This window comes from Salmonella sp. NW722 (assembly GCF_051702785.1).
Taxonomy (GTDB): Bacteria; Pseudomonadota; Gammaproteobacteria; order Enterobacterales; family Enterobacteriaceae; genus Salmonella; species Salmonella enterica.
This window is the reverse complement of sequence record NZ_JAMMIN010000004.1, coordinates 400,979-427,295: the sequence shown is the minus strand read 5'-3', so window position 1 is coordinate 427,295 and position 26,317 is coordinate 400,979. Positions and strand designations below refer to the sequence as shown.

The 26,317-nt window shown below is 50.5% G+C and carries 21 protein-coding genes and 1 pseudogene; 14 read left to right on the top strand and 8 right to left on the bottom strand.

Annotation, left to right across the window (positions count from 1 at the left end):
- Positions 1-2: 2 nt before the first annotated feature.
- The 5 genes from stbE to NA330_RS12305 form a co-directional block, all read right to left on the bottom strand.
- A complete protein-coding gene (gene stbE / locus NA330_RS12325) occupies positions 3-761 on the bottom strand; it encodes a fimbrial biogenesis chaperone StbE (protein WP_023242216.1) in 759 nt (252 codons plus the stop codon).
- Complete coding sequence (stbD, locus tag NA330_RS12320; protein WP_000899100.1) at positions 727-2,052, bottom strand: fimbrial usher protein StbD; 1,326 nt, start codon at positions 2,050-2,052, stop codon at positions 727-729. The genes stbE and stbD overlap by 35 nt, the downstream gene beginning before the upstream one ends.
- Before the next feature lie 4 nt (positions 2,053-2,056).
- Positions 2,057-4,618: a fimbrial outer membrane usher protein gene (locus NA330_RS12315; RefSeq protein ID WP_023242215.1), complete on the bottom strand. Its 2,562-nt coding sequence runs from the start codon at positions 4,616-4,618 to the stop codon at positions 2,057-2,059.
- Positions 4,602-5,363 carry a fimbrial biogenesis chaperone StbB gene (stbB, locus tag NA330_RS12310; RefSeq protein WP_023242214.1) on the bottom strand — a complete coding sequence of 254 codons (762 nt, stop codon included), beginning with the start codon at positions 5,361-5,363 and terminating at the stop codon, positions 4,602-4,604. The genes NA330_RS12315 and stbB overlap by 17 nt, the downstream gene beginning before the upstream one ends.
- Positions 5,364-5,424: 61 nt before the next feature.
- On the bottom strand, positions 5,425-5,961 hold the full coding sequence (locus NA330_RS12305) for a fimbrial protein (RefSeq protein WP_000062033.1): 537 nt from the start codon (positions 5,959-5,961) through the stop codon (positions 5,425-5,427).
- A 663-nt stretch (positions 5,962-6,624) separates the two neighbouring features.
- On the opposite strand from NA330_RS12305, the gene NA330_RS12300 reads away from it, so the two are divergent.
- From NA330_RS12300 to NA330_RS12260, 9 genes and pseudogenes are all read left to right on the top strand, one after another.
- Positions 6,625-7,359, top strand: a complete 735-nt coding sequence (locus NA330_RS12300) for a winged helix-turn-helix domain-containing protein (RefSeq protein ID WP_023242213.1) — start codon at positions 6,625-6,627, stop codon at positions 7,357-7,359.
- Positions 7,332-7,632 (top strand): annotated as a pseudogene (locus NA330_RS12295) (hypothetical protein). Before NA330_RS12300 ends, NA330_RS12295 begins: the two are co-directional and overlap by 28 nt.
- Before the next feature lie 501 nt (positions 7,633-8,133).
- Positions 8,134-9,708, top strand: a complete 1,575-nt coding sequence (locus NA330_RS12290; RefSeq protein ID WP_072103219.1) for an EAL domain-containing protein — start codon at positions 8,134-8,136, stop codon at positions 9,706-9,708.
- 99 nt (positions 9,709-9,807) lie between these two features.
- A complete protein-coding gene (locus NA330_RS12285; protein ID WP_000081365.1) occupies positions 9,808-10,551 on the top strand; it encodes a transcriptional regulator in 744 nt (247 codons plus the stop codon).
- Complete coding sequence (locus NA330_RS12280) at positions 10,524-11,012, top strand: hypothetical protein (RefSeq protein WP_000545426.1); 489 nt, start codon at positions 10,524-10,526, stop codon at positions 11,010-11,012. The genes NA330_RS12285 and NA330_RS12280 overlap by 28 nt, the downstream gene beginning before the upstream one ends.
- Before the next feature lie 401 nt (positions 11,013-11,413).
- The gene (locus NA330_RS12275) at positions 11,414-11,938 is read left to right on the top strand and encodes an Ail/Lom family outer membrane beta-barrel protein (RefSeq protein ID WP_023242211.1); all 525 of its coding nucleotides are present in this window, start codon (positions 11,414-11,416) and stop codon (positions 11,936-11,938) included.
- Between the two features lie 143 nt (positions 11,939-12,081).
- Positions 12,082-12,723 (top strand): helix-turn-helix transcriptional regulator, encoded by a 642-nt coding sequence (locus NA330_RS12270; RefSeq protein ID WP_000610827.1) that lies wholly within the window; start codon positions 12,082-12,084, stop codon positions 12,721-12,723.
- 10 nt (positions 12,724-12,733) lie between these two features.
- Entirely contained in the window at positions 12,734-12,958 is a 225-nt protein-coding gene (locus NA330_RS12265) for a membrane protein (RefSeq protein ID WP_000737127.1), read from the top strand.
- A gap of 57 nt (positions 12,959-13,015) precedes the next feature.
- Positions 13,016-13,375: a DUF4156 domain-containing protein gene (locus tag NA330_RS12260; protein WP_000722978.1), complete on the top strand. Its 360-nt coding sequence runs from the start codon at positions 13,016-13,018 to the stop codon at positions 13,373-13,375.
- Between the two features lie 69 nt (positions 13,376-13,444).
- On the opposite strand, the gene mdsC is transcribed toward NA330_RS12260, so the two are convergent.
- From mdsC to mdsA, 3 genes are read right to left on the bottom strand one after another with little or no spacing between them, the layout of a single operon-like run.
- Positions 13,445-14,902, bottom strand: coding sequence for a multidrug efflux transporter outer membrane subunit MdsC (gene mdsC / locus NA330_RS12255; protein WP_023242210.1), 1,458 nt, complete (start codon positions 14,900-14,902; stop codon positions 13,445-13,447).
- Between the two features lie 16 nt (positions 14,903-14,918).
- Positions 14,919-18,086, bottom strand: coding sequence for a multidrug efflux RND transporter permease subunit MdsB (mdsB, locus tag NA330_RS12250; protein WP_023242209.1), 3,168 nt, complete (start codon positions 18,084-18,086; stop codon positions 14,919-14,921).
- Entirely contained in the window at positions 18,083-19,309 is a 1,227-nt protein-coding gene (mdsA, locus tag NA330_RS12245) for a multidrug efflux RND transporter periplasmic adaptor subunit MdsA (RefSeq protein ID WP_023193432.1), read from the bottom strand. Before mdsA ends, mdsB begins: the two co-directional genes overlap by 4 nt.
- A gap of 276 nt (positions 19,310-19,585) precedes the next feature.
- Here mdsA and golT point away from each other — a divergent pair, with 276 nt between their 5' ends.
- The 5 genes from golT to NA330_RS12220 all read left to right on the top strand — a co-directional run bounded on the left by golT (position 19,586) and on the right by NA330_RS12220 (position 26,314).
- On the top strand, positions 19,586-21,874 hold the full coding sequence (gene golT, locus NA330_RS12240) for a gold/copper-translocating P-type ATPase GolT (RefSeq protein ID WP_000083304.1): 2,289 nt from the start codon (positions 19,586-19,588) through the stop codon (positions 21,872-21,874).
- A gap of 11 nt (positions 21,875-21,885) precedes the next feature.
- The gene (golS, locus tag NA330_RS12235; protein ID WP_438796412.1) at positions 21,886-22,350 is read left to right on the top strand and encodes an Au(I) sensor transcriptional regulator GolS; all 465 of its coding nucleotides are present in this window, start codon (positions 21,886-21,888) and stop codon (positions 22,348-22,350) included.
- A 77-nt stretch (positions 22,351-22,427) separates the two neighbouring features.
- Positions 22,428-22,622, top strand: a complete 195-nt coding sequence (gene golB, locus NA330_RS12230) for a gold resistance metallochaperone GolB (RefSeq protein WP_001159470.1) — start codon at positions 22,428-22,430, stop codon at positions 22,620-22,622.
- A 291-nt stretch (positions 22,623-22,913) separates the two neighbouring features.
- Complete coding sequence (locus NA330_RS12225; protein WP_000288503.1) at positions 22,914-24,167, top strand: MFS transporter; 1,254 nt, start codon at positions 22,914-22,916, stop codon at positions 24,165-24,167.
- Positions 24,168-24,355: 188 nt separating this feature from the next.
- The gene (locus NA330_RS12220; RefSeq protein WP_000910369.1) at positions 24,356-26,314 is read left to right on the top strand and encodes a site-specific DNA-methyltransferase; all 1,959 of its coding nucleotides are present in this window, start codon (positions 24,356-24,358) and stop codon (positions 26,312-26,314) included.
- The last annotated feature ends 3 nt before the right edge of the window (positions 26,315-26,317 follow it).

Sequence of the window (26,317 nt, the reverse complement as noted above, 5' to 3'; positions counted from 1 at the left end):
CATCAAAACTCAGGAATAAAATTACTCTTACTAATATATTTTTCCAGCATGGCGGTATATTGTCGCCAGTTCCCGGAATCATTGATTACTGCATAATTTATCGATGCTCCCGGCGTTGGCGAGCGTGTTAGCGGCACATCAAGTGCTGTTTTCGGCGCAACCATGATATCGCCGATACTTTTCTTGTTATCCATCGTTAACGTTAAACTCATATACCACGAGGTGGGGTTAACTATCCGTATAGTATTCTCTTTAGCAATAAAACGTAATTTTTTCTCCTCCGCTTCCGTTGGCGCTTTTAGCCCGGTCGGGCGAATTAAAATTTTTAGCCGCAAACGAAGCGGTAATACCAGTTTTCGCGGGTTGTTTTTAATGTCATGGGGGAGTGGCGGTATCTGATAAATGTTTAGCCAGAAGAGACTCTCCCGGTCCGTTGCAAGCTGCTGGCGGGAACTCAGGAGCAGGCGAAGCGTTCTCAGTTCCCCTGGCTGCATTTTAAATACCGGCGGCAGCGCCACCAGCGGCGTTTTGCTATTATCCGGAGAGGCGTCAATGTTTCCTGCGTCGGTCCATACCTGTAACAGCATCGGCGTTGTATTATCGTTGGATAATGTCAACGATTGAGCGATATCATCTGAAGCAAAAATAATTCGGGTTCTGTCAATATTAACGGCGGCTTGTGCCGGGCCATACCATCCCGTCAACCCAAGTAGCGTTAATATGACTTTACTGAAAACTAACCACTGCCTGTAATTGCGCATTCACGCTTCCTGCCGTTACTGTTTGTCCGCCGATCGCCTCAAGCGAGGCAGTAAAATCACCGCTATAGGTTTCTACTGAACCGGATGATACCCGTGTGGTTAAATCTTTATAGCCATACCAGCCTCGGGCGTTGCCAGTGCCTGTCTTGATCCGATCGGGTAACAGGTTAATCGGCGTACCGGCATCGTTATAGATGCGGATACCCACTCCGGAAGCTACGCCAGGTTCGCCATAATGGGTGTCCAGTAGCCACGACAGACCGCCTGCGGATGTGGTTAGCCCCAGGCGACGCGCCGCCGCCACGGCGGTGGGTTGATTAACGACAAACCCCATTGCGACATTAGCGGCGCTGGTGGACGGGAGGGCGCTGGACACTGCGCCGGACTCACATTCCAGGCTGACGTGGAAAGGCGCCTGGCTATTGCCTCCGGCGGCTAATATGCCGACGGCGACAGGGGGAATTTTCACGATCGCAGGATAATCTGTGATTTTACATAACGCGCCGCGAACATAGGTGACGCTATTATATGTACTCCATGCCCCGGGCCAATAGCTGGGCCAGCCATAATAATCGCTGGCATGATCCAGTCCCGCTTTGATCCGCTCGGTAATCAAGCCTGGGCCTTTAAACGCGATATAACCCCGAGGCTGCGTCCAGGTATCTCGGTCCATTGGATTCTGGTAGGCAAAATATTTTCTTGAGTCAATTTTAAACATCTCATATAGCACGTTGCTAAACGCGCTGGCAGGAATATAAATATATTTGTCATCCTGAAACCAACTGTCTGCGGTAAGTTGGCGTTCTTTCCAGAAACGGCTGTAATATTCGCCGGTACTGAGGTTTGTCATACGGACAGCAACATTACGCTCCACATCATAATAGGCGCCTTCTACTTCGGGAGTAAAAAATGCCCCCGCAAAAGCGCTATCGCCATTTGTCGAATACATCTCATAGAGCTTCCCGGCATCGGCGGTATCGCAGCGGTAAAGTACCTGTTTACTGGAATAGGGCGTTCCGGTGGCGGCCGTCAGGAAGTTACCGATCCCACTGGCCAATAGTGTGCCGGAGGGTTGAAATGTTTCACTATTACTGACGCTAATCACCGTTGGCAAACCGATATTACCGGTATTCGTGTCAGTTGCGCCGATCCAGTTTTGCGCCGTGTAGCCCGCTTTTATCGCCGCGTCAGAGAGCGCGCTCTTATCGGTGACTTTGATACAGGACGACCATGTTCCGGCGCTGACGAACAGGCTGGTGATAAACAATAGCGTTCGGAAACTAAAAAGCATTGTGCTATTCCTTCTCGCAGATTTTGTTCAGATAGAGAAACGGTTCTTTGGTGTGAAGATCGAGTTGGTAGGCAACCCGGCAAAGCTGGTTTGCCCCTGTTCCCCAGCGTACCAGTAGAGAACCCGACGGATGGGCGATACGGGCATAAATCTGCCCACTCTGGCCGACCATGCCGATGTTTGTGCCTTCACCGTTGAAAACATCAGCGCCCATTGGCGGTATGCCGCCATCCGGCATCTTCACGGAGATCAGCGCTGCTTTGCCGCTGATAGTGGCGAAATTGACACGCGCGATGGCGCCAGCATACGGCACAATCTGCTGACTTCCTCCCGTCAGTTCGGCATCGCTGCGCATCTTACGGGTGTCGAGCGTAACGTTATTGACGCGGTAAGGAGATAACGAAGGCAGAATGGCGTAACCAAAGCGATCAACCACAGCGCCCTGGCCATTTTGTACGATCGCGCCCTGCGCGCCATCGGCATGAATAAGCGCAAAGGTATCGCTGGTATAGGGGCCAGCCGTCAGACCGCCAGGGTGGAGTACCAGGGTGCCGGACGCGCCCAGCCCTTCCTGACGATAGTTATCACCCTGGTCATAGTTGGCGCGAAGTGCGCCAAACCGGGTGTTTTGTTGTAGATTACCGCCAAACGTCGTTGGCGCGCTGCTATCGCTATTACTATTGCGATAACGCTCGTAGCCGCCATAAACCGACCATGACAGGTCGCTGTTTTCACCGCTACTGCCGGTCATGGATACGGTTGAGGAACGGCTTTGACTGGACTGGTTATAATTCATAGCGACAGACGTTCTGTTTTCGCCCCAATCCAGCGGTATAGAGACATTAAACGACATTGTGGTTTCGGTATATTTTTGTCGGCTACTCACGTCCAGTGGTTCGTTGACACCGTGATAAAAGCGATCGTAATCCCAGGTGGTGCGCTGTCGTGCGATATTCACCCCGTAGCTTATATTCCGCCACTGGTTGCTATACCCCATTTGTAGCTGTGTTATACGCGATTGGTTATTGTAGTAGTCTGCGGTGCTGGCGCTGAGGTTAAGCGTGCCAAGCCGTCCTAACGGCTGGCTTACCGTCGCGGACAGGCGATTGCGCTGATGCAGCGTGTCGGAGTAGTAATCAATCCCCGTTTTTGCTTCCCGGCGTACGCCGAGCACGTCCTGAAGATCGCGAAAGCCGTTGGTTGAATAACGATAAGCCGCCAGCACCAGGTTAGTGCCGGTGGTAAACGTTTTGCTGTAACTGAGTTCCGCGCGCCAGCCTTGCTGGCGATCGTTATGCTCTGCGCGCGCATTCGACCAGGTGGCGTTAAGGCCGAACGCGCCCATACCGGTGGCCCAGACGCCGCCCGCCAGCCATGCCTGGTAACGCTGCGCAATTCGTGAACCGAGGTTGAGGGTAATGGTGTTATTAACGCCGTGCTGGAACGTTCCCTCAAAGAAACGATTTTCAATATCGTAGTACTGACGGACCCTGCCGAAGGCCAGCGAATAGTGCCAGTTACCGGGACGTACCGAATCCGGCACGGAAGAATAAGGCACGGTGAAACGTGAGGTTTTACCGCTGGCCTCGATAACCTCTACCTCCAGATCGCCTTGATAACGGGTGTTGTACAGATCGTCAATATAAAATGGGCCCGGCGGAACGTTGGTTTCATAAATCACTTTCCCCAGTTGTTTTACTACCACGTGCGCGCTACTGGCCGCTACGCCCCGAACTTCCGGCGCATAACCGCGTTTGCCCTGCGGGCGCATCCGCTCGTCGGTGACAAGCTTAGCCCCGTTAAAAGACAGACTGCCGAATAAGCTGGAGTCCGTATAGCTATCGCCCAGCGACAGGATACTGTTAATAGACGAGACAGGTCTTTGCACCCAGGTTCGAACGCTATTATAGCGCCAGGCGCTTCCGCTCTGGTTGCTATTGGCATAGCGCAGATTACTTTGATGACGGACCTGCCAAAGTCCGAGGTTAACGCCCATGTTTAAACCGCTCCATAAGTATTGGTAGCGATAATGGCTGTCGGTATTTTCGGTGTGGGTCCAGTTTGTGTTATGGCGTAAAAACAGCGCCAGCGCGCCGCTATCCCACTCTGAAGGGGAGATATAACCGCGCGGTTTGTGCGTAAGTTCGGTCATTGGAATCGTCAGCAACAGGCGAAGCGTGGCGCTATCAAATTGCCAGCCGGCATGAGGCACCCACTCCCTGAGCGGGCGACACTCGGTCGCAGCGTCGGTCGCGGGGAGTGATTTTATCTGTGCCGCTTTCATCACCGATAAGGGCAGGCAGGGTTCAGTCTGTTGACCCTCTTTTACAGCATTAAATCGAATATTAGTGCTCGAGGTTACCAGCGTGCCATTAACGTAAACGTCGGCAAGATAGTCTCCGGAAGGCGTTTGCTGTTCATTAAAACGGGCAATATTTTGTCCGTAAGTGGCCCCCTGAAGTAGCGCAGGATCAAAATAATACTCTTCACCCTGCGCGGAGCCTGAGCAAACTATGGCGATCAATAGCGCAAGGCTTTTGCGGTTCAAATTAATGGTGGGGGACATCGTAGCTCTCGCTTATCCTTGCGCCCAGGTCGTTAACCAAAGTAACGGTGACTGTACCGGAGAAGGATTTGAGTGACTGTTTGCCCGGCAGCCACCAGGTTTGACTGGAGAAAGGGGCAATCATGTCAGCATCCAGGTTATACGAAGCGCCGTTCACTTTTACATTCAGGTTACTTAAAGAGGCAAACCAGGGCTGCGGATTAACAATAACAATACCGCTTTTTCCGGAACCCTTATTTACCGTTTTAATCTGTAGTTTTTTCGCCAGAGTATCAGGTTTACCTAGCCCGTCAGGACGATAGAAAAGTTTTATTCTTGAGCGCAGCATCACCAACATTTTATTTTGCCCGCTGTCGCTGCCAATATTCGTTGGTGGTACCTGTAATACGTTAAACCAGAATACTGACTCACGATCCTGCGGCAATTTTTTCGTGTTGTTATAAATTACGCGTACCACCTGGCCTGCTTTGGGTTGAATACGAAATACCGGCGGCGTGGCAATGAACGGCATCGCGCTGCTATTTTCCGGGCTGGTATTCATATCGCCATCGTCAAACCAGGTTTGTACGATATAAGGTATTGCATCATTATTTTTTAACTGCACATCTACGGAGGAGGCTGTTGATGGGTAAATTATTCGGCTACCCAAAATAGTAACGCTCGCCCACGATGCTGTGGCGGGTAGGGCCAGCAATAGAAAAACTATTAAGTAATATAATGCGGAATGTCGGGTATCCATTTTCATCTCAACAACTCCCTGGCGATTGAAAATGGTCTGGCGTTTCAACGCCAGACCGTAGCGACAATTATTTATACGAAACGGCGTATTGTAGGGTGGCAGCGACTGTCCCAGCCTCTGCTTTCCCGGTAGAGTAATACCGCGCGGTATAAGTCGCGCTCGCTTCAGAAGCATTTGGTTCCAGCTGTAGGTCGCCGTCGCCAGTAAAGCCGCCGGTCAGATTGATTGGCTCCCCTGAAGTGTCGAGTAATTGGACTTCAACATTTTTCGCGCTGCCAGTATTACCCAGGTTACCGTTACTGGTGACCTGATTACCGACAAAGACAGTGGAAATTTTTGTTGTTTTGTCCTTAGAGCCGGTACACCCGGACAGCCCAATATCAAACGTTATTGGCCCCGCAGTTTTCCCTTGTTCTGATAAATCTTTAGTACTTACTGTTGGCAATAACACGACGGGTTTAGCCTGATTACCATTAATCACGACAGAGCATGTTTCATCAGAGACTTCCCCTTGAAAGGTGATGGTGTTATCAGAAACAGCCATCGCGCTGCTGGAGACAAGAAGCGAGCCTGTGATCATTGCTAAATATTTTTTCATAGACATATGATAATGTTCCTGTATTAATCTTTACTTTTTCAGGACGAGTGCAATTCGCCCGAATGTTTCGTGCTTATGGAGGAGTGGTAAAAATAACGATCATTAACTCTATTTTTGGATGTGAGCTATACCCTCCTGACTATTGATAATGCGATATAAAACAAACAGACTTATTTCTCTTATCATGAAATAGAGCGATAAGCGCTTTCGTCCATACATCTCATTAGTACAACTGATAGTGTTATCATTTGATTGAGTGTAATCCGATAACAATTCTCTCCGCGTCTGAATAGATAGACTATGTTGCAATACAAACCTGCACATTTTTGCTATGTAAAATCCGTATCAGTTAAACCTCCCGATGGATAATACGATGGTGAGATTAAGGTAAATTTTCTGAAATGTGCTTCTGAAACAGTATAATTAGTCTTACTTTTTTCTTACTTTTGGCCTTTCAGAAGTTTCCTGAGTTTGCGTTAAGGTAAAGAAAAGTGTTCAGATTTACCTATAACTGTTTGATTTGTAATGTGCAGGTAATGCTTGTGTCAATTATTGTTTACTATAAGTGATACTTATAAGTTAAACTCAGGTTAATTAGGGGGCTGAATTCTTTTTTGAGCATGATAATATGTCGTCTGAATGATGGATGCAGTTACCTTTAGGATTGTCATGAATGAAAGCATATTTTTACTTGATAAGCGTGTTGTATTTGATAGTACGAAGATGACCTTATCGCATGGTAATGAGATAATCAGAATATCAGAAGCTGAGACCCATCTGCTTCTTGCTTTTTGGCATGGTCTTTACAAAAAAGAAGATATTATTCATTTTGTTTGGGAAAATCGTGGAGGCTGCGTCTCAGAATCAAGTTACTATAAACTCATTAATCAAATGAGAAATGATTTTAGTAGCATCGGTCTACAGTCATCTGACATCGTAACTCGCCCTCGGGTGGGGGTGTCGCTGTCTGTTGCCATTGAACCTATAAAAAAAATCACCTCCCTAAAGGTGAGTGATGAAAACGTTAAAGGCACCCCGACTCGGGAGAACATATTTTACAAAATTAAACGTCACAGCGTATTTGTGGTATTAACAGGAGCCATTCTTCTGGCATTGCTCTATGGTGTATTTACTATCTATAAAGCGCCTGTTCGTAACAGCCCTGATAGTTTTTTTACATATCTTGGCGAATATAACGATTATGCAATCTATAAAACAAAAGAGGATAAGGTCACATTAAGTGAAGTAGTTTTTGCTTTTAACTCTCTAAAAATTAAAATTTACCGGCAAAATGGACGCCATATTTATTATATCAGGGAGCCTAATATGAATATTTTTCTGCAATGCTTAAATCCTGTTGAAATGGCGGTGCCAAAATGTATTACAGTAAAAGAACGTTACTGATTATATTTGTAATATTTATCGCCATTGTCGCAATCGGATCGATAATAGCGCTTGAGTGGGTAAATCGTGACTCTTATAGAACCAATAATCTTATATGCACGACAAAATCAGAAGCGTATATTGAACCACGAAAATTGTACATGGATGGTGGACTTGTGCTGGATCTTAAATCCGGCAGGATTACCCTGCACTACGATGTTACTACCGATACGAAAGAGAAACGGCTTTTTTTTCGTGATATCTGCATCAGCAAACTGCGCAGAACGGGTATGAAAACATTTACTTTTAAAGTCAATTCAGTTAAGACTTTTGAGTCTGATACTGCTGGCGATTTGTTTTCCTGGTTGAGACTGTTACAGCCTGGTACGATTAATGAGTTAAAGATGGTCAAAATTGGGAAAAATACCTACATGTTTTCGCTTAATCGACATTTGTATAATGTGTGTACCACCAGTAGTAACGTTGAGTTGTAGCAAATAATCCCTGTATTGATGGGAATTCGTTCCGTGATGGTTATGCCTCATCAGGCAGCGAACCTGGCATCTGGCTAACATATTGAATTTAGATATCTGCTATCGCTTATTTTAACGATAGTATCCTGCACCTGTTGGGTATTGATATTTTCTTGTCTATTTTCGGCACAGGGAGTGCCATCTTGCTATCATTAAGAACGTATAACCTATCTCTCAATATTGCTTTTCTATATTAATGTTACTTTAGTTATCCTATAAAAGCGTACAGTGGCAAAAGGAAGGCCGGTAAGAGGGCAATGATTTGAAAGTAAGAAAGCTATTTCTGATGTTGTTTATTGCCGTTCCACTGATCGTAATGATATTGGTGGGGTTACTCGCGGGTATTTTCCAGCTAAAACGAGATATCGCCGTCAGCGCCAATACGCTGCTGCGGTTTAGCGCGGATATATCTGCCGCCTCCTGGCAAGTCGCCGGAAAAGCCGCCAGACTGGCTGAGAGTTCCTGCACTGATACGCTGAAAGAACTGTCCAGAACGCGGGCCTTCACTCCTTATGTACGTGACATTGGGTTTCTGGAAAATGGTGATATCACTTGCTCCTTTGTCACAGGAACCGAACGCTATCATTTTTCCCGGCTGGCAGGGCTTTCTTTACCTGCTTCTTATCCGAAACGGTGGTTGCGATCTATCGGTAGTATGGCCGAAGGACCCGATCGCCTTGTTGTGGTTTATGTGAAAAAAGTAGCAGCGAATAAAGCGGCCTTCGTCATTGTGGATTCGCAGTATGTCCAGGAGCTCATGGAGATATTGGCAGCAGAGAGAGCATCAGCCTTTAGCCTGACATTCGGCGCAGGAGAGGCGATTACCAGCGCTGCGACGTTGCGCGGTAAGGCGTTTTTAACGCAGCGGTTCACCTCAACCGATCACACTATCCAACTGATGGTGCGAACCCCTTTCTCAACGTTATCGGCATACTGGTTACAAAACCTTTTTATTTTTGTTCCGCTGTCATTGTGTTTTTCTGTAGGGATGATGTTGTTCTACAGGCGCTGGTATTTAAAACGTTTATCTCTGGCCCGGGAGATTGCCAGGGGAATAACGCACAATGAGTTTACGGTACATTATCAGCCTGTTTTTAATGTTAAACACGGTAGTTGCGGCGGCGTGGAGGCGCTAATGCGCTGGCCGCAACCGGATGGCCGTTTTATAACCCCGGATATTTTTATTACCGCCGCAGAAAATGAAGGCATGATTATTCCACTCTCTCGTCATCTGTTCGAACTGATTGCTCATGACGTGATAAACTGGACTGTACCGGATGATTTCTATATCAGCGTAAATATATCGCCTGCGCATCTTATGGATGACGGTTTTATACAAGATATAGAGGCGCTCAGGACTCGTTTGGGAACGATAACGCTTATGTTGGAGCTCACCGAACGTAGCCTGATTGTAGAACCTTCACAGGTCGCGGAAAAACTTTCAACGCTCCGTGAAAAAGGCGTGTTAATAGCGATTGATGATTTTGGGACCGGCTATTGCTCACTCTCCTATCTCCAACAATTACCTGTAGACTATCTTAAAATAGACAGAACGTTTATCGATACCATTGATACCAGCAGCGATGATGTTCCTGTCCTGGATATTATCATTACGCTGAGTCAGCGACTGGGGCTCAATGTGGTTGCCGAAGGGGTCAGTACCCAGCACCAATTGCGTTATATCTTAAGCCACGGGGTAGGATTCGTTCAGGGATTTCTTTATGCCAGGCCGATGGAGGCTAATGACTTTATGAGCTGGCTTGGCAAGTCAGCCCAGAGGCAAAATGGTCTGCTCAAGGGGGAAAACGAATCTGCGAGTGGCCTGGTGGCTGAATAATACAGGAGCTCGCTACGGAAAAAAATTCAATAGTGCGATATATCCTGGTAATATGTTTATGCCGTGAAGAAACGTGATAGCACTGGGGCGGATATTTTTATGAGTCAGAACAATTATCTGATTGACAAAAGAGTTATTCTTGATTGTGAACGAATGACGCTTTCCTGCGCCGGAGAGTCGATAACGATATCTGAATCGGAACGCAGTTTGCTTATCGCTTTTCATGAAGGCCTTTTTAAAAAAGATGATTTAATTAACTATGTCTGGGGTCGCAAAGGTGTCGTGGTCTCTGATGCCAGTTATTATAAACTGATTAACCAGCTACGAGGATCATTTGATAAAATTGGTCTTAAGGGGGCATCTGTTGTGACTCGCCCTCGCGTGGGTGTTTTACTCTCAGTTTCCATTGAACCGTTGAGTGATGAGGCGCAAAATACGCCGTTGCCTGCTGTTGCTGAAACAGAATTATCGACAGTTGAAGTGCGACGCGATGACACTATTATCCCCCCAATACCGGGCGCTGTGAATAAAAAAGATTGGCTCTACTTTTGCCTGGCCGCGCTTCTGATGTTTTTTATGATGTATAAAGTTAAGGGTGAAAATATTGATTACTTTACCCTCCAGGGTTCGTATGATGGATACACTTTTTATAGTGTCGGGCATGATAAAACCCATCTGACGGATATCGTTGAAGCGTACTCTGAGATGAGTAATGAAATACATAAACAAAACGGAAAAATCATTTATTACATTCGCGTTCCTAATACAAATATTTTTGTCCAGTGTCTTAACCAACTTGATATAGCGGAGCCGAAATGCATTTCCATAAAAGAACGTTATTAAGCGTGGCGACGCTTGGTATGTTGGCTGTTTCAGTCGTACTGATGGTAGTTTGGGTACGAAACAGTAGCCATAGTTCTATTAATACTAATGAATTTTTATGCACGACAAGAACGGTAACGACGATACAGCCTAAAGATATCCATGCCGATGGCAGTCTTGTTCTTGATTTTAAGATGAAGAGAATTACGCTTCAATATGAAATAAAAACAAAAGATAACGGTGTAAAAATATTATACCGGGACGTATATATGAAAAATTTACATCGAACAGCGCCTGGTGTTTATACGTTCGAAGTATCCCAGGTAAAAGTCTTTGCCACGGACACGGCTGGCGATCTGTTATCATATTTACGGGTTCTGCATCCGGAAGCGGCTAATGAGATTCGAATATCTAAAGTGGGTGAGAAAACCTTTTTTTATTCTCTTAATCGGCAGCTTTATAACGTTTGTACCGCGCAGTAGATCTGAATGTTGTCTGAATGCGTCAGAAAGCGAGTTGCGAAATTGCCCTCCGCAAGGGTAAAGGTTAACTCGAACACCAGTTAAAGAGCATTAAAAACAATTAGTTATGAATTTTTTACTCTTCAGGGAGGTAACTGATACTCGCTGATAACCTCTCGCAGTCCGCCTGATGGATGCGATGCCAGGATCGGGTCTGAAGCAACTATGAATCCGCTATTAATAAAAAAGTAAGAACTCTGTAAGACTGATTTCATATCCATTATCGAATATATCAGGTTATATTACCTCCGCAGTTGGCATGACTGGTAATAAGCGCATTAGGTGCTCTTAATCTAAATGCTATTTGTGTGCCATAAGTTCCGGTACCGCCTTAATTATATATCAAAAATGGAGTGGTTTTAATGAAAAGACGGTCTTCGTTCCTTGTTTTTTTAGGTTTATTATTAGCGTCACCTTTAGCTTTGGCTAACGATCAGCACACCATATCGTTTGGTTATGCACAAACTCATCTCAGTTCATTGAAAAATAGCGATAGCAAAGATCTGCGAGGCTTTAATTTTAAATATCGTTACGAGTTTAATGAGACCTGGGGGATGTTAGGCTCATTCACCGCGACGCGCAATGAAATGGAGAACTACACCTGGAAAGAGGGGAAATTGCATAAAAATGGTTCCGATTCTGTGGACTATGGTTCTTTGATGTTTGGACCAACATATCGTTTTAATGACTATGTGAGCCTGTACGGCAATGCGGGTATAGCGACGATGAAATTTAATAAACACTCAAAAGAAGACTCCTTTGCCTACGGCGCTGGCGTAATATTTAATCCAGTTAAGAGTATATCTATCGATGCATCATGGGAAGCCAGTCGTTTCTTCGCTGTGGATACCAATACATTTGGTGTCAGCGTAGGTTATCGCTTCTGACATTAAAAGTATAAGCGTTACGTTTATGGCAAGGAATTAAAAATAATATGGCGCTGCTACAGAATAGGGATGGTTATGAGCGCTCAGGTAATCTTAAGAGGAAGATAAAACACTCACCGTAGCGTTATTCTATTGATGAAATTATGATAAATTCACTATCGGAACAACTTCCGTTAAAAACGATAGGTATAGTTTTAACGGATGATTATTATACTTATTTAGGCATCGCTTCACTCTTTGAGGATGGGAAGTGCTTTATGTTCCCACTCAATGGAGAATATAATTCGTGTCAGATATCAGCTAGCGAAGATATCATAATTATTATTGATGGACGAGTTTTGATTCAGGGGGTCTGGAAAGGTTTTAAGGCGCTCATGCAGCATTATCCACATGCTCGTCGAATCTGGCTCACGCGCAGAGATATTGGAAAACTTTATCCACATGGCTGCGATAGAGATCCTGATATCGATCCCGATTTGGCAAAGCCTGTTTTTATTGAGCATTTCATTAAATACGCTTGTGCAAACGAAGTAGCGGTCGGTGAACTTGCGCCGTTGACAAAAAAGGAGGAGGAGTTGTTATGGCACTTTTTATATAAAAAGTCGATGAGTCAGATCGCCAGTAGCTATGGCATGAGTCGTAAGACTTTGTACATTCATAGATTGCGTATCTGTCGTAAATATGGCTTCAAACGCTTTTTCCATTTGCTATTTATTTACCAAAGAAGTCGCCATATCTTCGCATCTAAAATTTGCCGTGTAGACAAAAACGCCGATCAGGCTTGAAGCAAACAAGATGAAAAAGTTAACGATGAGAGAGTGTGAAAGCATCAATCCTACTATGCTGCTTGCCATTAAGATACTTATCTCGGCGCTTGACGAAAAAACAAAAATAAGGCTCAGAGAGCATATTGAAAAAACTGAACAAGAAATAGCCTCAAGCATACATGATAGCATCATGACAGAGACTTTTCTTCAGCAAATGAAAGACATTCGTTACATCTTAAATATAGTTCCTTGACGGCGTTCAGAAGCAAGAACGCGTTATTATTTAATGATTAATAGACCAGGTATTAGTATGAAAAAGATCTTAGTATGTTTCGTCGGCTTGGCTTTAACCGCATGTAGCGCTAATTCGTTGAATTATGGCGCTGAACAGGTACGGGTGATGACCAGCGAGCCAGGTAAGGAATGCAGCTACTTAGGGGATATCACGGGCAGCCAGGGGAATTTCTTTACCGGTGGCTGGACTTCCAACAGTAACCTGGAAACGGGTGCCCGTAACGATCTGAAAAACAAAGCTTATAAAATGGGCGGAAATACGGTAGTCCTGTTAACCCAGCGTGCAGGCCAGACAGGAAGTTCATGGCACGGTTCTGGCTCAAGCAAACAAACCAATGTCACGTTAAGCGGGAACGTTTATCGTTGCCCTCGTTAACCTTATTTTGCAGGCAATATATGCCTGTTTAGCGCGCGCGCCGCACTGGCGACGCGCGCGCTATTTGGGCTAACCTTGCTTTTTCTCGCTGTATTCCCGCCAACCGCCGCCTAATGCTTTATACAGGTTAATGATATTTAACTGTTGCATGAGACGTGTGCGTACCAGGCGCTGTTGCGCGCCATAAAGCATACGATGGGTATCAAGCAGCGTAAGGTAGTCATCGACGCCTTCCTGAAAACGGAGTCCGGCCAGCTCATAGGCGATTTGACTGGCTTCAACCGCGCGTTGTTCTGATTGCACCTGGTCACTCAGCGTACGCTGTCCCGCCAGACCATCCGCCACGTCGCGAAAGGCTTGCTGAATAACGTTTTCATACCTGGCGATTTCAATCTGTTTTTGGACATGCGCCCTATCCAGGTCAGCGCGTAATGCGCCGCCGTGAAAGAGAGGCAAGGTGATTTGCGGTAGAAAACGCCAGCTTCCCGATCCCGGTTCAAAGAGTCCGCTAAGAGACGCGCTGGCCGTTCCCGCCGTGCCTGTCAGGCTGATGGTCGGGAAGAAGGCGGCGCGCGCTGCGCCTATTCGGGCGTTTGCGCCACGCAGCCTGTACTCGGCGGCGCGAATATCCGGGCGGCGTACCAGCAGATCTGACGGTAATCCGCCTGGCAGTGTGGTCGGGATCGCGCCTTCCGTAAGCGTGACCGCCTCGTTTAGTCGACGCGACAGTTCAGGCGTGAGCGGCTGGCCCAACAGCAATTCCAGCGCGTTACGATCCCGCGCCAACTGTCGCGTATACGCCGCGCGATTGATTTCCGCAGAACGCAGCGCGATCTCCGCCATACGCAGATCGAGCTGTGTGGCGTTGCCTGTCCGGGCAAGCTGGGTTGTCAATGTGTATGAACTTTTTTGCGCGGCCAGCGTATCTTCGGTTAAGCGCAGCAGCTCCCGGTCAGCCCGTAGCGTCAGCCAGGCGCTGGCGACTTCGGAAACCAGGCTCATTCGCGCCGCAATGTACGTCTCATCAAGCGCCATATAGGCGGCTAATGCCTGGTCGCTAAGGCTTCGCACTCGCCCCCAGAGATCCAGTTCCCAGGCCGTCGTCGCCCCAGCCGCCTCGTAGCGTCGGTTAATCTCAGACTCGTCCATGACGCTGAGATCGGCGGGAGTGCGACTGGCGTCCATGGCGGTGGCGATGCCGAGCGTCGGCAGCATCTCCGCGCGCTGAATGCGGTATAACGCCCGGGCGGCTTCAACATTGAGCCCTGCCTTGCGTAAATCCCGATTATTGCGTAACGCGATCGCAATCAGTTCCTGTAGAAGCGGATCGTGGAAGAAATCACGCCAGCCAATGTCAGCGGCATCCGGCGCGCCAGAAACGGTTGACGTTGCGTAGGGATAGACCATCGCAGTCGGCGATGCGGGGCGTTCGTGCTTCGGCGCCATCGTACAGCCAGCAAGCGTGGTGACGAAAGCAAGCGTCGCCAGCGTGGCGGTCTGCCGATAGCCTGTAAAAGTGATCTTCATTATGCCATTCCCATCATTATGCTTGCTGATCATGCGCATCAACGCGGTTCTCACGCTTTAATGCCATCCTGCGAACCACCACGTAAAATACAGGCGTCAATAACAGGCCAAAGAGCGTGACGCCCAACATTCCGGCAAACACGGCGATGCCCATCGCATGTCGCATTTCCGCGCCGGCACCCGTCGCGAGTACCAGCGGTACTACGCCTGCGATAAAGGCGAATGAGGTCATCAGGATAGGACGCAGACGCAGGCGGGACGCTTCCAGTACGGCGGTCAGCGGGTCTGCGCCGTCGTGTTCTTTGGCGCGGGCAAACTCGACAATCAAAATGGCGTTCTTGGCCGCCAGGCCGACCAGCACCACGAAACCAATCTGCGTAAAGATATTGTTATCTCCGCCAGATACCCACACGCCGACAATGGCTGAGAGTAATGACATAGGCGCAATAAGCAGGACGGCGAAGGGCAGCGACCAACTGTTATACTGCGCCGCCAGGATCAGGAAGGCCAACAGCACCGCCAGCGCAAAGATAGCAAGCGCGGAGTTGCCGGCCTGTTTTTCCTGATAAACCAGATCGGTCCATTCGAAGACCATCCCTTCCGGCAACGTTTCACGCACGATCTTTTCAATCGCGTCCGTCGCCTGTCCGGAGGAGAAGCCCGGAGCCGGTCCACCACTAATATCTACCGAGGGGAAGCCGTTGTAATGGATGATTCTGTCCGGCCCTGACTGGCGCATAATCGTGACGAAAGCGCTAAGCGGGATCATCTCGCCCTTCGCATTGCGGACTTTAAGCAGGCCGATATCCTCTTGCTGCATACGGAATGGCGCATCGGCCTGCGCCATCACCCGCCAGGTGCGGCCAAATCGGTTGAAATCGTTGACGTAAAGCGAGCCGAGGTTAATTTGCAACGTTTCAAAGATGTCGGTGAGCGATACCCCCATTGATTTCGCCTTTACCCGGTCGATATCCACCTGTAATTGCGGGGCATTCGTCTGGAAACTGGCCAGCATATTGGCCAGTTCGGGCGTCTGCATCGCCTTAGACATAATCTCGCTTTGCACCTTTGTCATCGCTTCAAATCCCAGTTCCGCACGATCTTCAATCTGCAATTTAAAGCCGCCCGTCGCGCCAAGCCCTGGAACCGGCGGCGGCGGGAAGATGCCAATAAACCCGTCGGGAATGTGGCTAAATTTGTGCATTAGCTTTCCGGCGATAGCGTTAGCGGAAAGCGAAGGATCTTCACGCTCGTCAAAGGGTTTCAGCATGGCGAACATCAGCGCCGAATTTGGCACATTTACCGGGCCGTTAACCGACAGACCGGGGAAGACGACGACGCTTTCAACGCCGGGTTCCGCCAGCGCGATAGCGGACATCTGTTTTACGACCGCCTCTGTGCGATCCAACGATGCGCCGCTTGGGAGCTGGACGATGCCGACGAGATAGTATTTATCCTGCGCAGGCACAAACCCGTTCGGCACCTGATGGAAGCCAAGCCAGGTCAGCCCCACAAAGCCAGCATAGAGCACCATCACAATGACGCTGCCGCGCACGGCCCGACGGACGGCGCTAACATAGCGGTTCGACGCGCTGTCGAAGAAACGGTTAAAGCGATGGAAAAAACCGCCAGTGACCGTGCCCATCAACCGCGTTAGCCAGTCAGCCTTCGCAGTATCGTGGTGCGGTCTTAGCAAAATGGCGGCCAGCGCAGGGGAGAGCGTCAGCGAGTTAATGGCCGAAAGGATGGTCGAAATAGCGATGGTCAACGCGAACTGACGATAAAACTCACCCTGCAGGCCCGCCAGGAATGCGGAAGGGATAAAGACCGCCGTCAGCACCGAGGTAATAGAAAGAATGGGACCAGTGACTTCATCCATCGCTTTCTTTGCCGCTTCTCCGGGACTTTTGCCCTGCGAGATATGCCGTTCCACGTTTTCGACCACAACGATGGCGTCATCGACAACGATACCTATCGACAGGACCAAACCAAACAGCGAAAGCGTATTCAGCGAAAAGCCAAACAGGTGCATCAAGGCAAAGGTGCCGACCAGCGAAACGGGAACCGCCACCAGAGGAATAATGGACGCCCGCCAGGTTTGCAGGAACAGCACCACGACAAGGACGACCAGCACGAGGGCTTCCAGCAACGTAATCGCCACCGATTGTAGCGATGCGCGCACGAAGACCGTAGGATCATAGGCAATCCGGTATTCGATATCCTGCGGGAAGTTTTGCTGCAACTCATCCATTTTGCCGCGAATCGCGTTAGAAACGTCAATCGCATTGGCGCCCGGACTTTGAATAATCTGTAACGCTGGCGCCGCTTCGCCATTCAGTAAACTGCGCAGCGTATAGGCATCTGCGCCCAGCGTGACGCGGGCGACATCACGCAGACGCGTCACCTCGCCGTCAGCGCCGATTTTTACCACAATCTCGCCGAACTGTTCTTCGCTGGTCAGGCGGCCCAGCGTGTTTACCGTCATCTGAAAAGCGGCGGAGGCCTCCGGCTGTTGCCCGACGGAACCGGCGGCGACCTGTACGTTTTGTTCCCGCAACGCCGTAACGATATCACTGGCGGTAAGACCGCGGTTGGCGATTTTCGCCGGGTCCAGCCAGACGCGCATGGCGTACTCGCCCGCGCCCCAGACGAGAACATCGCCGACGCCGGGTAAACGGGCCAGTTCGTCGCGAACCTGCCGGATGGCGAAGTTAGACAGGTAAAGCGAGTCATAGCGTTTTTGCGGCGAGACAAGATGGACCACCATCAACATATCGGGGGACGTTTTCTCCGTTACAACGCCAATTCGCTGGACTTCTTCGGGCAGGCGAGGCAGCGCGCGGGATACCCGGTTTTGCACCTGAATTTGCGCCATATCAGGATCGGTTCCCTGTTCGAAGGCGATAGAGATAACCATGCGACCATCAATGGCCATCTGGGTATTCATATACAACATGCCGTCAACGCCGTTGATCACCTGTTCCAGCGGCGCGGCTACCGTATCGGCAATCACTTGCGGGTTAGCGCCGGGGTAGCTGGCGCTAACCTGTACCGTGGGCGGCGTAACGGCCGGATATTCACTCAGCGGCAGTTTTAAAAAGGCGATAGCGCCAGCCAGCAGCATTAACAGCGACAGGACGATGGCGAAGATGGGTCGTGCAATGAAAAAGTGGGTGAATTTCATTGGCGCACCGCCTTCGGCGCACTGTCGCCGTCCGCTTTAGTCAATGTCGCGGTCTGTTTATCGGTCACATTCTGCCGCATCGGCACCAGACGCGGCGCAACGGTCATGCCAGGACGCACCAGCCCCTTGAGGATGATTTTTTCTCCCGGCTGTACTCCCTGTGTAACGACGCGGAGTCCATCGACCATTTGTCCCAGCTCAACCGGACGATACTCCACCTGATTCTCCTTGCCGACGATCAGCACATAGTTTTTGCCCTGATCGGCGCTCACCGCCAGATCGTCAATCAGCACGGTTTCCCGCGGCTCGCCGATGGGCAAACTGATTCGGGCAAACAGGCCGGGAGAAAGCATTCCGTCGGGGTCAGGAATCACGGCGCGCGCCCGGATAGTGCCGGTGCTGCGGTTCATCTGATTGCCCATAAAGTCGAGTACGCCCTGATAAGGCAGCCCGTTATCGGTGGTTAACCCCATGTTGACTACCGGTGGATTTTTGTCGGAGCGGGTATGCCGTAACGCCTTCAGCCAGGTGGCTTCGTCGATATCGAAATACACATACATGGGATTGTGAGACACGATAGTCGTCAGAAGCGTGGCGTTACCCGCTACGCCGCCGCTGACCAGATTGCCCCGGGTCACCAGTATGCGGTCAACGCGTCCGGCAATGGGCGCGGTAATACGGGTCCAGGAGAGTTCAAGGCGCGCTGCGGCGACGGCGGCTTTGGCCGATTGCATCTGCGCCTGTCGCGCATTACGCGTGGCGGTGACATCGTCAGCGTTTTTACGTGATACGGCGCCGCTGGCGACCAGTCGTTGAATGCGATCGAAATCCGCCTGCGCCTGGCGGGCCAGTACTTCAGCCTGACGTAATTGCGCGACGGCGGTGTCGAGGGCGACCTCGAACGGGCGCGGATCGATCTGGAACAGCAGTTGTCCGCGGCTTACCAGACGTCCTTCAGGAACGCTGACGGCGTCAAGGGTTCCTCCCACGCGCGAACGCAGCTCCACGGTCTCCGGCGCGGCCAGAAAACCGGTGAATTCCGCCGTAGGCGCGAGTGTGCGGCTAAGGGCTTTAGCAACCGGTACCGACGGTGGAGGCGGCGCGCTGGCCGGGGGGCCGACGGCGTTGTCTTTATCCCATAGTGCTTCGCCGGCCATGTAAATCACGCCCCCGATGGCGGCGATGACGCCGGCTATCAACATAATTTTGAATGTTCTACGCATGTCGTTTCCCTCTTTACCGCAGCGTGTCGGCCATTCCGCAACGCTGCCGCAGAATTTTTGGCAAAGGCTAGGCGTTACAACGAAGGAAAGGTCAAGCGTTCCTGACGGGTTTTTTCGGGGCGTGGGTCGGCATCGTGGCGTAAATGTCTCGCATCATCCTCTTTTATGAGCCATCTCACATTCTCGCCGAACCGTGCAGCCTGAATACGCTTGACCTTCCCACAATGGCAAGCTTTAGGCTTTCTGATACCGAATAGTCAGGATGGGGAAGTCGTCATGAGTCAGTCAGAAAATCGTCACGACACGATAAGCTTGCTTATTGAAGGTATGACCTGCGCGTCGTGCGTCGCTCGCGTTGAAAAAGGTATTAAGGCTGTGCCTGGCGTAACGGACGCTACGGTGAATCTGGCGACGGAGCGCGCCACCGTCCGCGGGACGGCGTCGGCGGAGGCGGTGATCGCGGCGATTGAAAAAACGGGGTATGAGGCGCGACCGATAGAGACGGCGGGGCAGGGTGAAGACGACTCTGAAGAGAAAAAAGAGGCCGAGCGCGTCAGGCTGAAGCGCGATCTGATTCTCGCCAGTGTGCTGGCGCTCCCCGTTTTTGTGCTTGAAATGGGCTCGCACCTTATTCCTGGTATGCACGAGTGGGTGATAAAAACGATTGGCCTGCAACAAAGCTGGTACTGGCAATTTGCACTGACCCTGTTGGTGCTGACGCTCCCCGGTCGCCGTTTTTACCTTAAAGGGTTCCCGGCGCTGGCGCGTCTGGCGCCGGACATGAACTCGCTGGTCGCCGTGGGAACCGCAGCGGCATTCGGCTACTCGCTGGTGGCGACCTTTACGCCCGACCTGTTGCCTGAAGGGACGGTAAACGTCTATTACGAGGCCGCCGCAGTGATTGTCGCGCTTATTCTGCTGGGGCGCTTTCTGGAGGCAAGGGCGAAGGGGCGGACTTCCGAAGCGATTAAACGTCTGGTGGGGCTACAGGCGCGGGTCGCGCATGTGTTACGCGAGGGCCGCATCGTGGATATCCCTGTCGACGAGGTTGTGCTGGGCGACTGTGTGGAGGTTCGGCCAGGCGAGCGGATACCGGTTGACGGCGAAGTAACCGAAGGCCGCAGCTTCGTTGACGAGTCGATGATTACCGGCGAACCGATACCGGTTGAGAAATCCGCAGGAAGCGCGGTGGTGGGCGGTACCGTAAACCAAAAAGGCGCGCTCACGCTGCGGGCGACCGCCGTCGGCGGACAGACCATGCTGGCGCAAATCATTCGTCTGGTGGAACAGGCGCAGGGTTCAAAACTGCCGATTCAGGCCGTCGTGGATAAAGTGACGCTGTGGTTTGTCCCGATGGTAATGCTTATTGCTGCGCTGACCTTTGTGGTATGGCTGGCGTTTGGGCCGTCGCCAGCGCTGACTTTCGCTCTGATCAATGGCGTTGCGGTGCTGATTATCGCCTGTCCTTGCGCGATGGGCCTGGCGACGCCGACCTCCATTATGGTGGGAACCGGTCGTGGGGCGGAAATGGGCGTGCTGTTCCGTAAGGGGGAGGCGTTACAGCTACTCAAAGACGCTAAGGTGGTGGCCGTAGACAAAACCGGGACGCTTACCGAAGGCCGCCCGGTACTGACCGATCTCGACGTGGCCAGCGGCTTTGAGCGCCGTGAGGTGCTGGCGAAAGTCGCGGCGGTAGAATCGCGTTCAGAGCATCCGATTGCCCGTGCGATTGTCGTGTCGGCAGAAGAGGAAGGGATCGCGCTACCAGGCATGAGCGGCTTCGAATCGGTGACCGGGATGGGCGTATACGCTACCGTTGACGGTACGCGTGTTGACGTGGGGGCCGATCGCTATATGCGCGAAATTGGCGTGGATATTAGCGGCTTCGCCACCACCGCCGAACGGTTAGGACAGGAAGGGAAATCGCCGCTCTATGCGGCTATTGACGGTCAACTGGCAGCGATTATCGCCGTGGCCGATCCGATCAAACCCAGCACACCCGCCGCAATTAACGCTTTACATCAGCTCGGGATTAAGGTCGCCATGATCACTGGCGATAATGCCCGCACGGCACAGGCTATCGCCAGACAGTTAGGAATTGATGACGTGGTCGCCGAGGTATTGCCAGAAGGGAAAGTCGAGGCGATACGGCGCCTGAAAGCGGCGTATGGGCAGGTGGCGTTTGTCGGCGATGGCATCAACGATGCGCCAGCGCTGGCGGAGTCCGACGTGGGGCTGGCGATTGGCACCGGCACCGATGTGGCGGTGGAATCCGCCGACGTCGTACTAATGTCCGGCAACCTGCAAGGCGTGCCGAATGCTATCGCGCTGTCTAAAGCGACCATCCGCAATATCCACCAGAATCTGTTCTGGGCCTTTGCTTACAATACGGCGCTGATTCCTGTCGCGGCAGGCGCGCTATTTCCGGTCTGGGGCATATTATTGTCCCCGGTATTCGCCGCAGGGGCGATGGCGATGTCGAGCGTGTTCGTGCTGGGCAACGCTTTGCGGCTGCGCCGTTTCCGGGCGCCGATGGCAACCCCATCCGACACATCCACGACCTGAGGAGGAGCGTCATGAACATCGGTAAAGCAGCTAAAGCATCGAAAGTTTCGGCCAAAATGATTCGCTACTATGAACAGATTGGTCTGATTCCCGCGGCAAGTCGGACGGATTCCGGCTATCGGGCCTATACCCAGGCTGATGTTAATCAATTGCATTTTATACGCCGCGCGCGCGACCTCGGCTTTTCAGTTGCTGAAATCAGCGACTTACTGAATCTTTGGAATAACCAGTCGCGGCAAAGCGCTGACGTCAAACGCCTGGCGCAGACGCACATTGATGAACTGGACAGACGTATCCAGAACATGCAGCACATGGCGCAAACCCTCAAAGCGCTGATTCACTGCTGCGCCGGCGACGCGCTGCCAGATTGCCCCATTCTGCATACGCTTGGACAACCTGACGATAGCGAGCTGGAGGCGCGTACCGGAGCGGTATTGCGCCGTCCTCGTCGCCACGGACTGGCAAAGCGTCTGTAAGTCCTGAGATTACGCTTGACCTTCCAACACTGGCAAGGCCCAGACTGGCAACAGTTCCCACACAAAAGGAGTTCACTATGCAGTTCCATATTGATGACATGACCTGCGGCGGCTGCGCCAGTACGGTAAAAAAGACGATTCTGACTCTCGATGCTAATGCGACGGTGAGAACTGACCCGGCGACGCGTCTGGTAGACGTTGAAACGTCGCTATCCGCGGAGCAGATTGCCGCCGCCCTGCAAAAGGCCGGTTTCCCGCCGCGCGAAAGGTAATCGTCAATGGCGATCGGTCTGGCGACAGGCCGGTCGCGATACGCTAGCCACGCTTCGCTTTTCTTTGCGTGAGATAATCCCCATAAAAAATGTGACAAATCATGTGCCAGTAAGCTTTGTTAATAATATGTAATGATTTGTCTATTTTTGCTAACATTTTACCTGCTATATACAAAAAGATAACAAATAAGTAGCGCAACGCTACCTTGTTACGTCGCTTTGACGACGGGAGCGCTCCAGCGTTTCGCCGCTTCAAAGCTTGATGTTATTTTTTGATGCAGGACACTACCTATGTACACCCCCCTGAACTGGACGACGACACAACGACATGTGGCGTTTGCCAGCTTTACCAGTTGGATGCTGGATGCGTTTGATTTCTTTATCCTTGTCTTTGTACTTAGCGATCTCGCCGAATGGTTTCACGCTTCCGTATCGGACGTTTCCATTGCGATTATGCTGACCCTGGCGGTACGTCCCATTGGCGCGCTGCTATTTGGCCGAATGGCGGAAAAGTACGGACGTCGACCGATACTGATGCTCAATATTCTGTTCTTTACGGTGTTTGAACTGCTTTCCGCCTGGTCGCCCACCTTCATGGCATTTCTGATTTTTCGGGTCATGTACGGCGTGGCGATGGGCGGGATATGGGGCGTTGCGTCATCACTGGCGATGGAAACCATTCCCGATCGTTCGCGTGGCCTGATGTCGGGCATTTTTCAGGCGGGCTATCCCTGCGGCTATCTGTTCGCCTCGGTTATTTTTGGCCTCTTCTACAGTATGGTAGGCTGGCGCGGCATGTTCCTGATTGGCGCCCTGCCTGTTGTCTTACTGCCTTATATCTGGTTTAAAGTGCCGGAATCCCCCGTCTGGCTGGCGGCCAGAGCGCGTAAAGAGAATACCGCGCTGCTTCCTGTTCTGCGCAAACAGTGGAAGTTGTGTCTGTATCTGGTGCTGGTCATGGCGTTCTTTAACTTTTTCAGTCACGGCACGCAGGATCTCTATCCTACCTTCCTGAAGATGCAGCATGGTTTTGATCCGCATCTGATCAGTATCATTGCGATTTTTTATAACATTGCCGCCATGCTCGGCGGTATTTTCTACGGTACGCTATCGGAACGTATTGGGCGTAAAAAAGCGATCATGATCGCCGCCTTTCTTGCGCTTCCGGTACTCCCGCTATGGGCATTTTCCAGCGGATCATTCACGATTGGCCTGGGCGCGTTCCTGATGCAGTTTATGGTGCAGGGCGCCTGGGGAGTCGTGCCGACCTGGCTGAACGAGCTGGTTCCGGCGAATGCGCGCGCCGTGCTGCCAGGGTTTGTTTACCAACTCGGTAATTTACTGGCGTCGGTTAATGCGACGTTACAGGCCCGCATCGCGGAAACGCATGGCGGAAATTACGGGTTGGCAATGGCGATCGTGGCTGGCGCGGTGGCTATTTTAATCTGTGTATTTGTGGCATTTGGTCGCGAGACCCGGGGAGTCGTCATCTCCGGTACAGATAGCGACGCCCTCCCGGAGTCGGCCATCAGTCATCGCACGTAAACACTACGCTCCTGGCGCATACTGTCGCCGGGAGCACGCCTTCCTCCCGTCGTTTTCACGCCCTTTCAACGAACAACAAAGGTTAATGATGGCATCTGCCGTTCGTGACCATTACAATCATCGCTTACTTTTTTCTTTATAAGAAATTGATTGCTTCACCTTAAAATTATCAACGGAGCGAAGATATCATGTTGAAAGATAACCAAAAACACAACGAGTCTGTTGCCCCGAATAGCGCCTTTCTGTCTGAGTTACAACGTGCATTACCGGAATTTTTTACCGCCGATCGCTATAACGAGCAGGGCGAACTGATCGCGAAAGGCGGATTTGATCTCGCCAGATTTGAGCGCGCGCTGAAAGCACGTAATATTGATGAGCTGACTAGCGGTTATCAGATTGATTTTATTGGCAAAGATTACGCAAAAAAACAGGCGGGTGAAAAATCCGTTACTGTTATCGTTCCTGACGTGGAACACAATACTCTGGCAGAAAATAAAAATAGCCATAATCTTTTTCTGACCGGAGATAATCTGGATGTGTTACGCCATCTGCAAAATAATTACGCCGATACCGTCGATATGATCTATATCGATCCCCCTTATAACACCGGGTCGGACGGGTTTGTCTATCCCGATCATTTTGAATATAGCGATCGGGCGTTGCAGGATATGTTTGGTCTTAATGATACTGAACTGGCACGTTTAAAATCCATTCAGGGTAAATCGACGCACTCTGCATGGTTATCTTTCATGTATCCGCGTCTTTTCCTGGCCAGGAAGCTCCTGAAAGATACCGGATTTATTTTTATCTCTATCGACGATAATGAGTACGCCAATCTTAAATTAATGATGGATGAGATTTTTGGCGAAGGCGGATTTGTCACCAATGTGATGTGGAAGCGCAAAAAAGAGATTTCTAACGACTCTGATAACGTTTCCATCCAGGGGGAATACATTCTTGTTTACGCCAAAACCGGTCAGGGCGCTTTACGTTTAGAACCGCTTTCTAAAGAGTATATTCAGAAATCCTATAAAGAACCGACCGAACAGTTTCCAGAAGGGAAATGGCGCCCGGTGCCGTTAACGGTGTCAAAAGGGCTAAGCGGCGGCGGCTATACCTATAAAATTACCACGCCGAACGGTACGGTACACGAAAGACTATGGGCTTATCCTGAAGCCAGTTACCAAAAACTGGTGGCCGATAATCTGGTCTATTTTGGCAAAGATAACGGCGGTATTCCCCAGCGAGTCATGTACGCGCATCACAGTAAAGGGCAGCCAACGACCAATTACTGGGATAACGTAGCGTCGAATAAAGAGGGGAAAAAGGAGATTCTGGATCTCTTCGGCGACAACGTTTTTGATACGCCGAAACCGACCGCATTATTGAAGAAAATCATCAAGCTCGCTATCGATAAAGACGGCGTCGTTCTGGACTTTTTTGCCGGTTCCGGCACCACGGCCCATGCGGTAATGGCGCTGAATGAAGAAGATGGGGGGCAGCGCACGTTTATTCTGTGTACTATCGATCAGGCATTAAGCAATAACACTATCGCGAAAAAAGCAGGTTATAACACTATTGATGAAATCAGCCGCGAGCGAATTACACGCGTTGCGGCGAAGATCCGCGCCAACAATCCCGCGACCAATAGCGATCTCGGTTTTAAACATTATCGTTTTGCCACTCCGACACAGCAGACGCTGGACGATCTGGATAGCTTCGATATTGCTACCGGCCATTTTATCAATACCAGCGGTCAACTGGCCGCTTTCACCGAGTCAGGATTTACCGACATGATCAATCCTTTTTCCGCCAGAGGATTGGGCGTGCCGGGCGGCGCAAGCGGCGAAGAGACCTTATTAACGACATGGCTGGTCGCCGATGGTTATAAAATGGATATTGACGTACAGGCCGTTGATTTTTCCGGCTATTGCGCCAGGTATGTTGATAATACGCGCCTGTATCTGATTGATGAACGATGGGGAACAGAGCAGACCCGCGATCTTCTCAACCACATTGGTACGCACCAGCTTCCGGTTCAGACTATTGTCATTTACGGCTACTCTTTCGACCTTGAATCCATTCGTGAACTGGAAATCGGCTTAAAACAGCTTGATCAAAAAGTGAACCTGGTGAAGCGTTATTAAGAG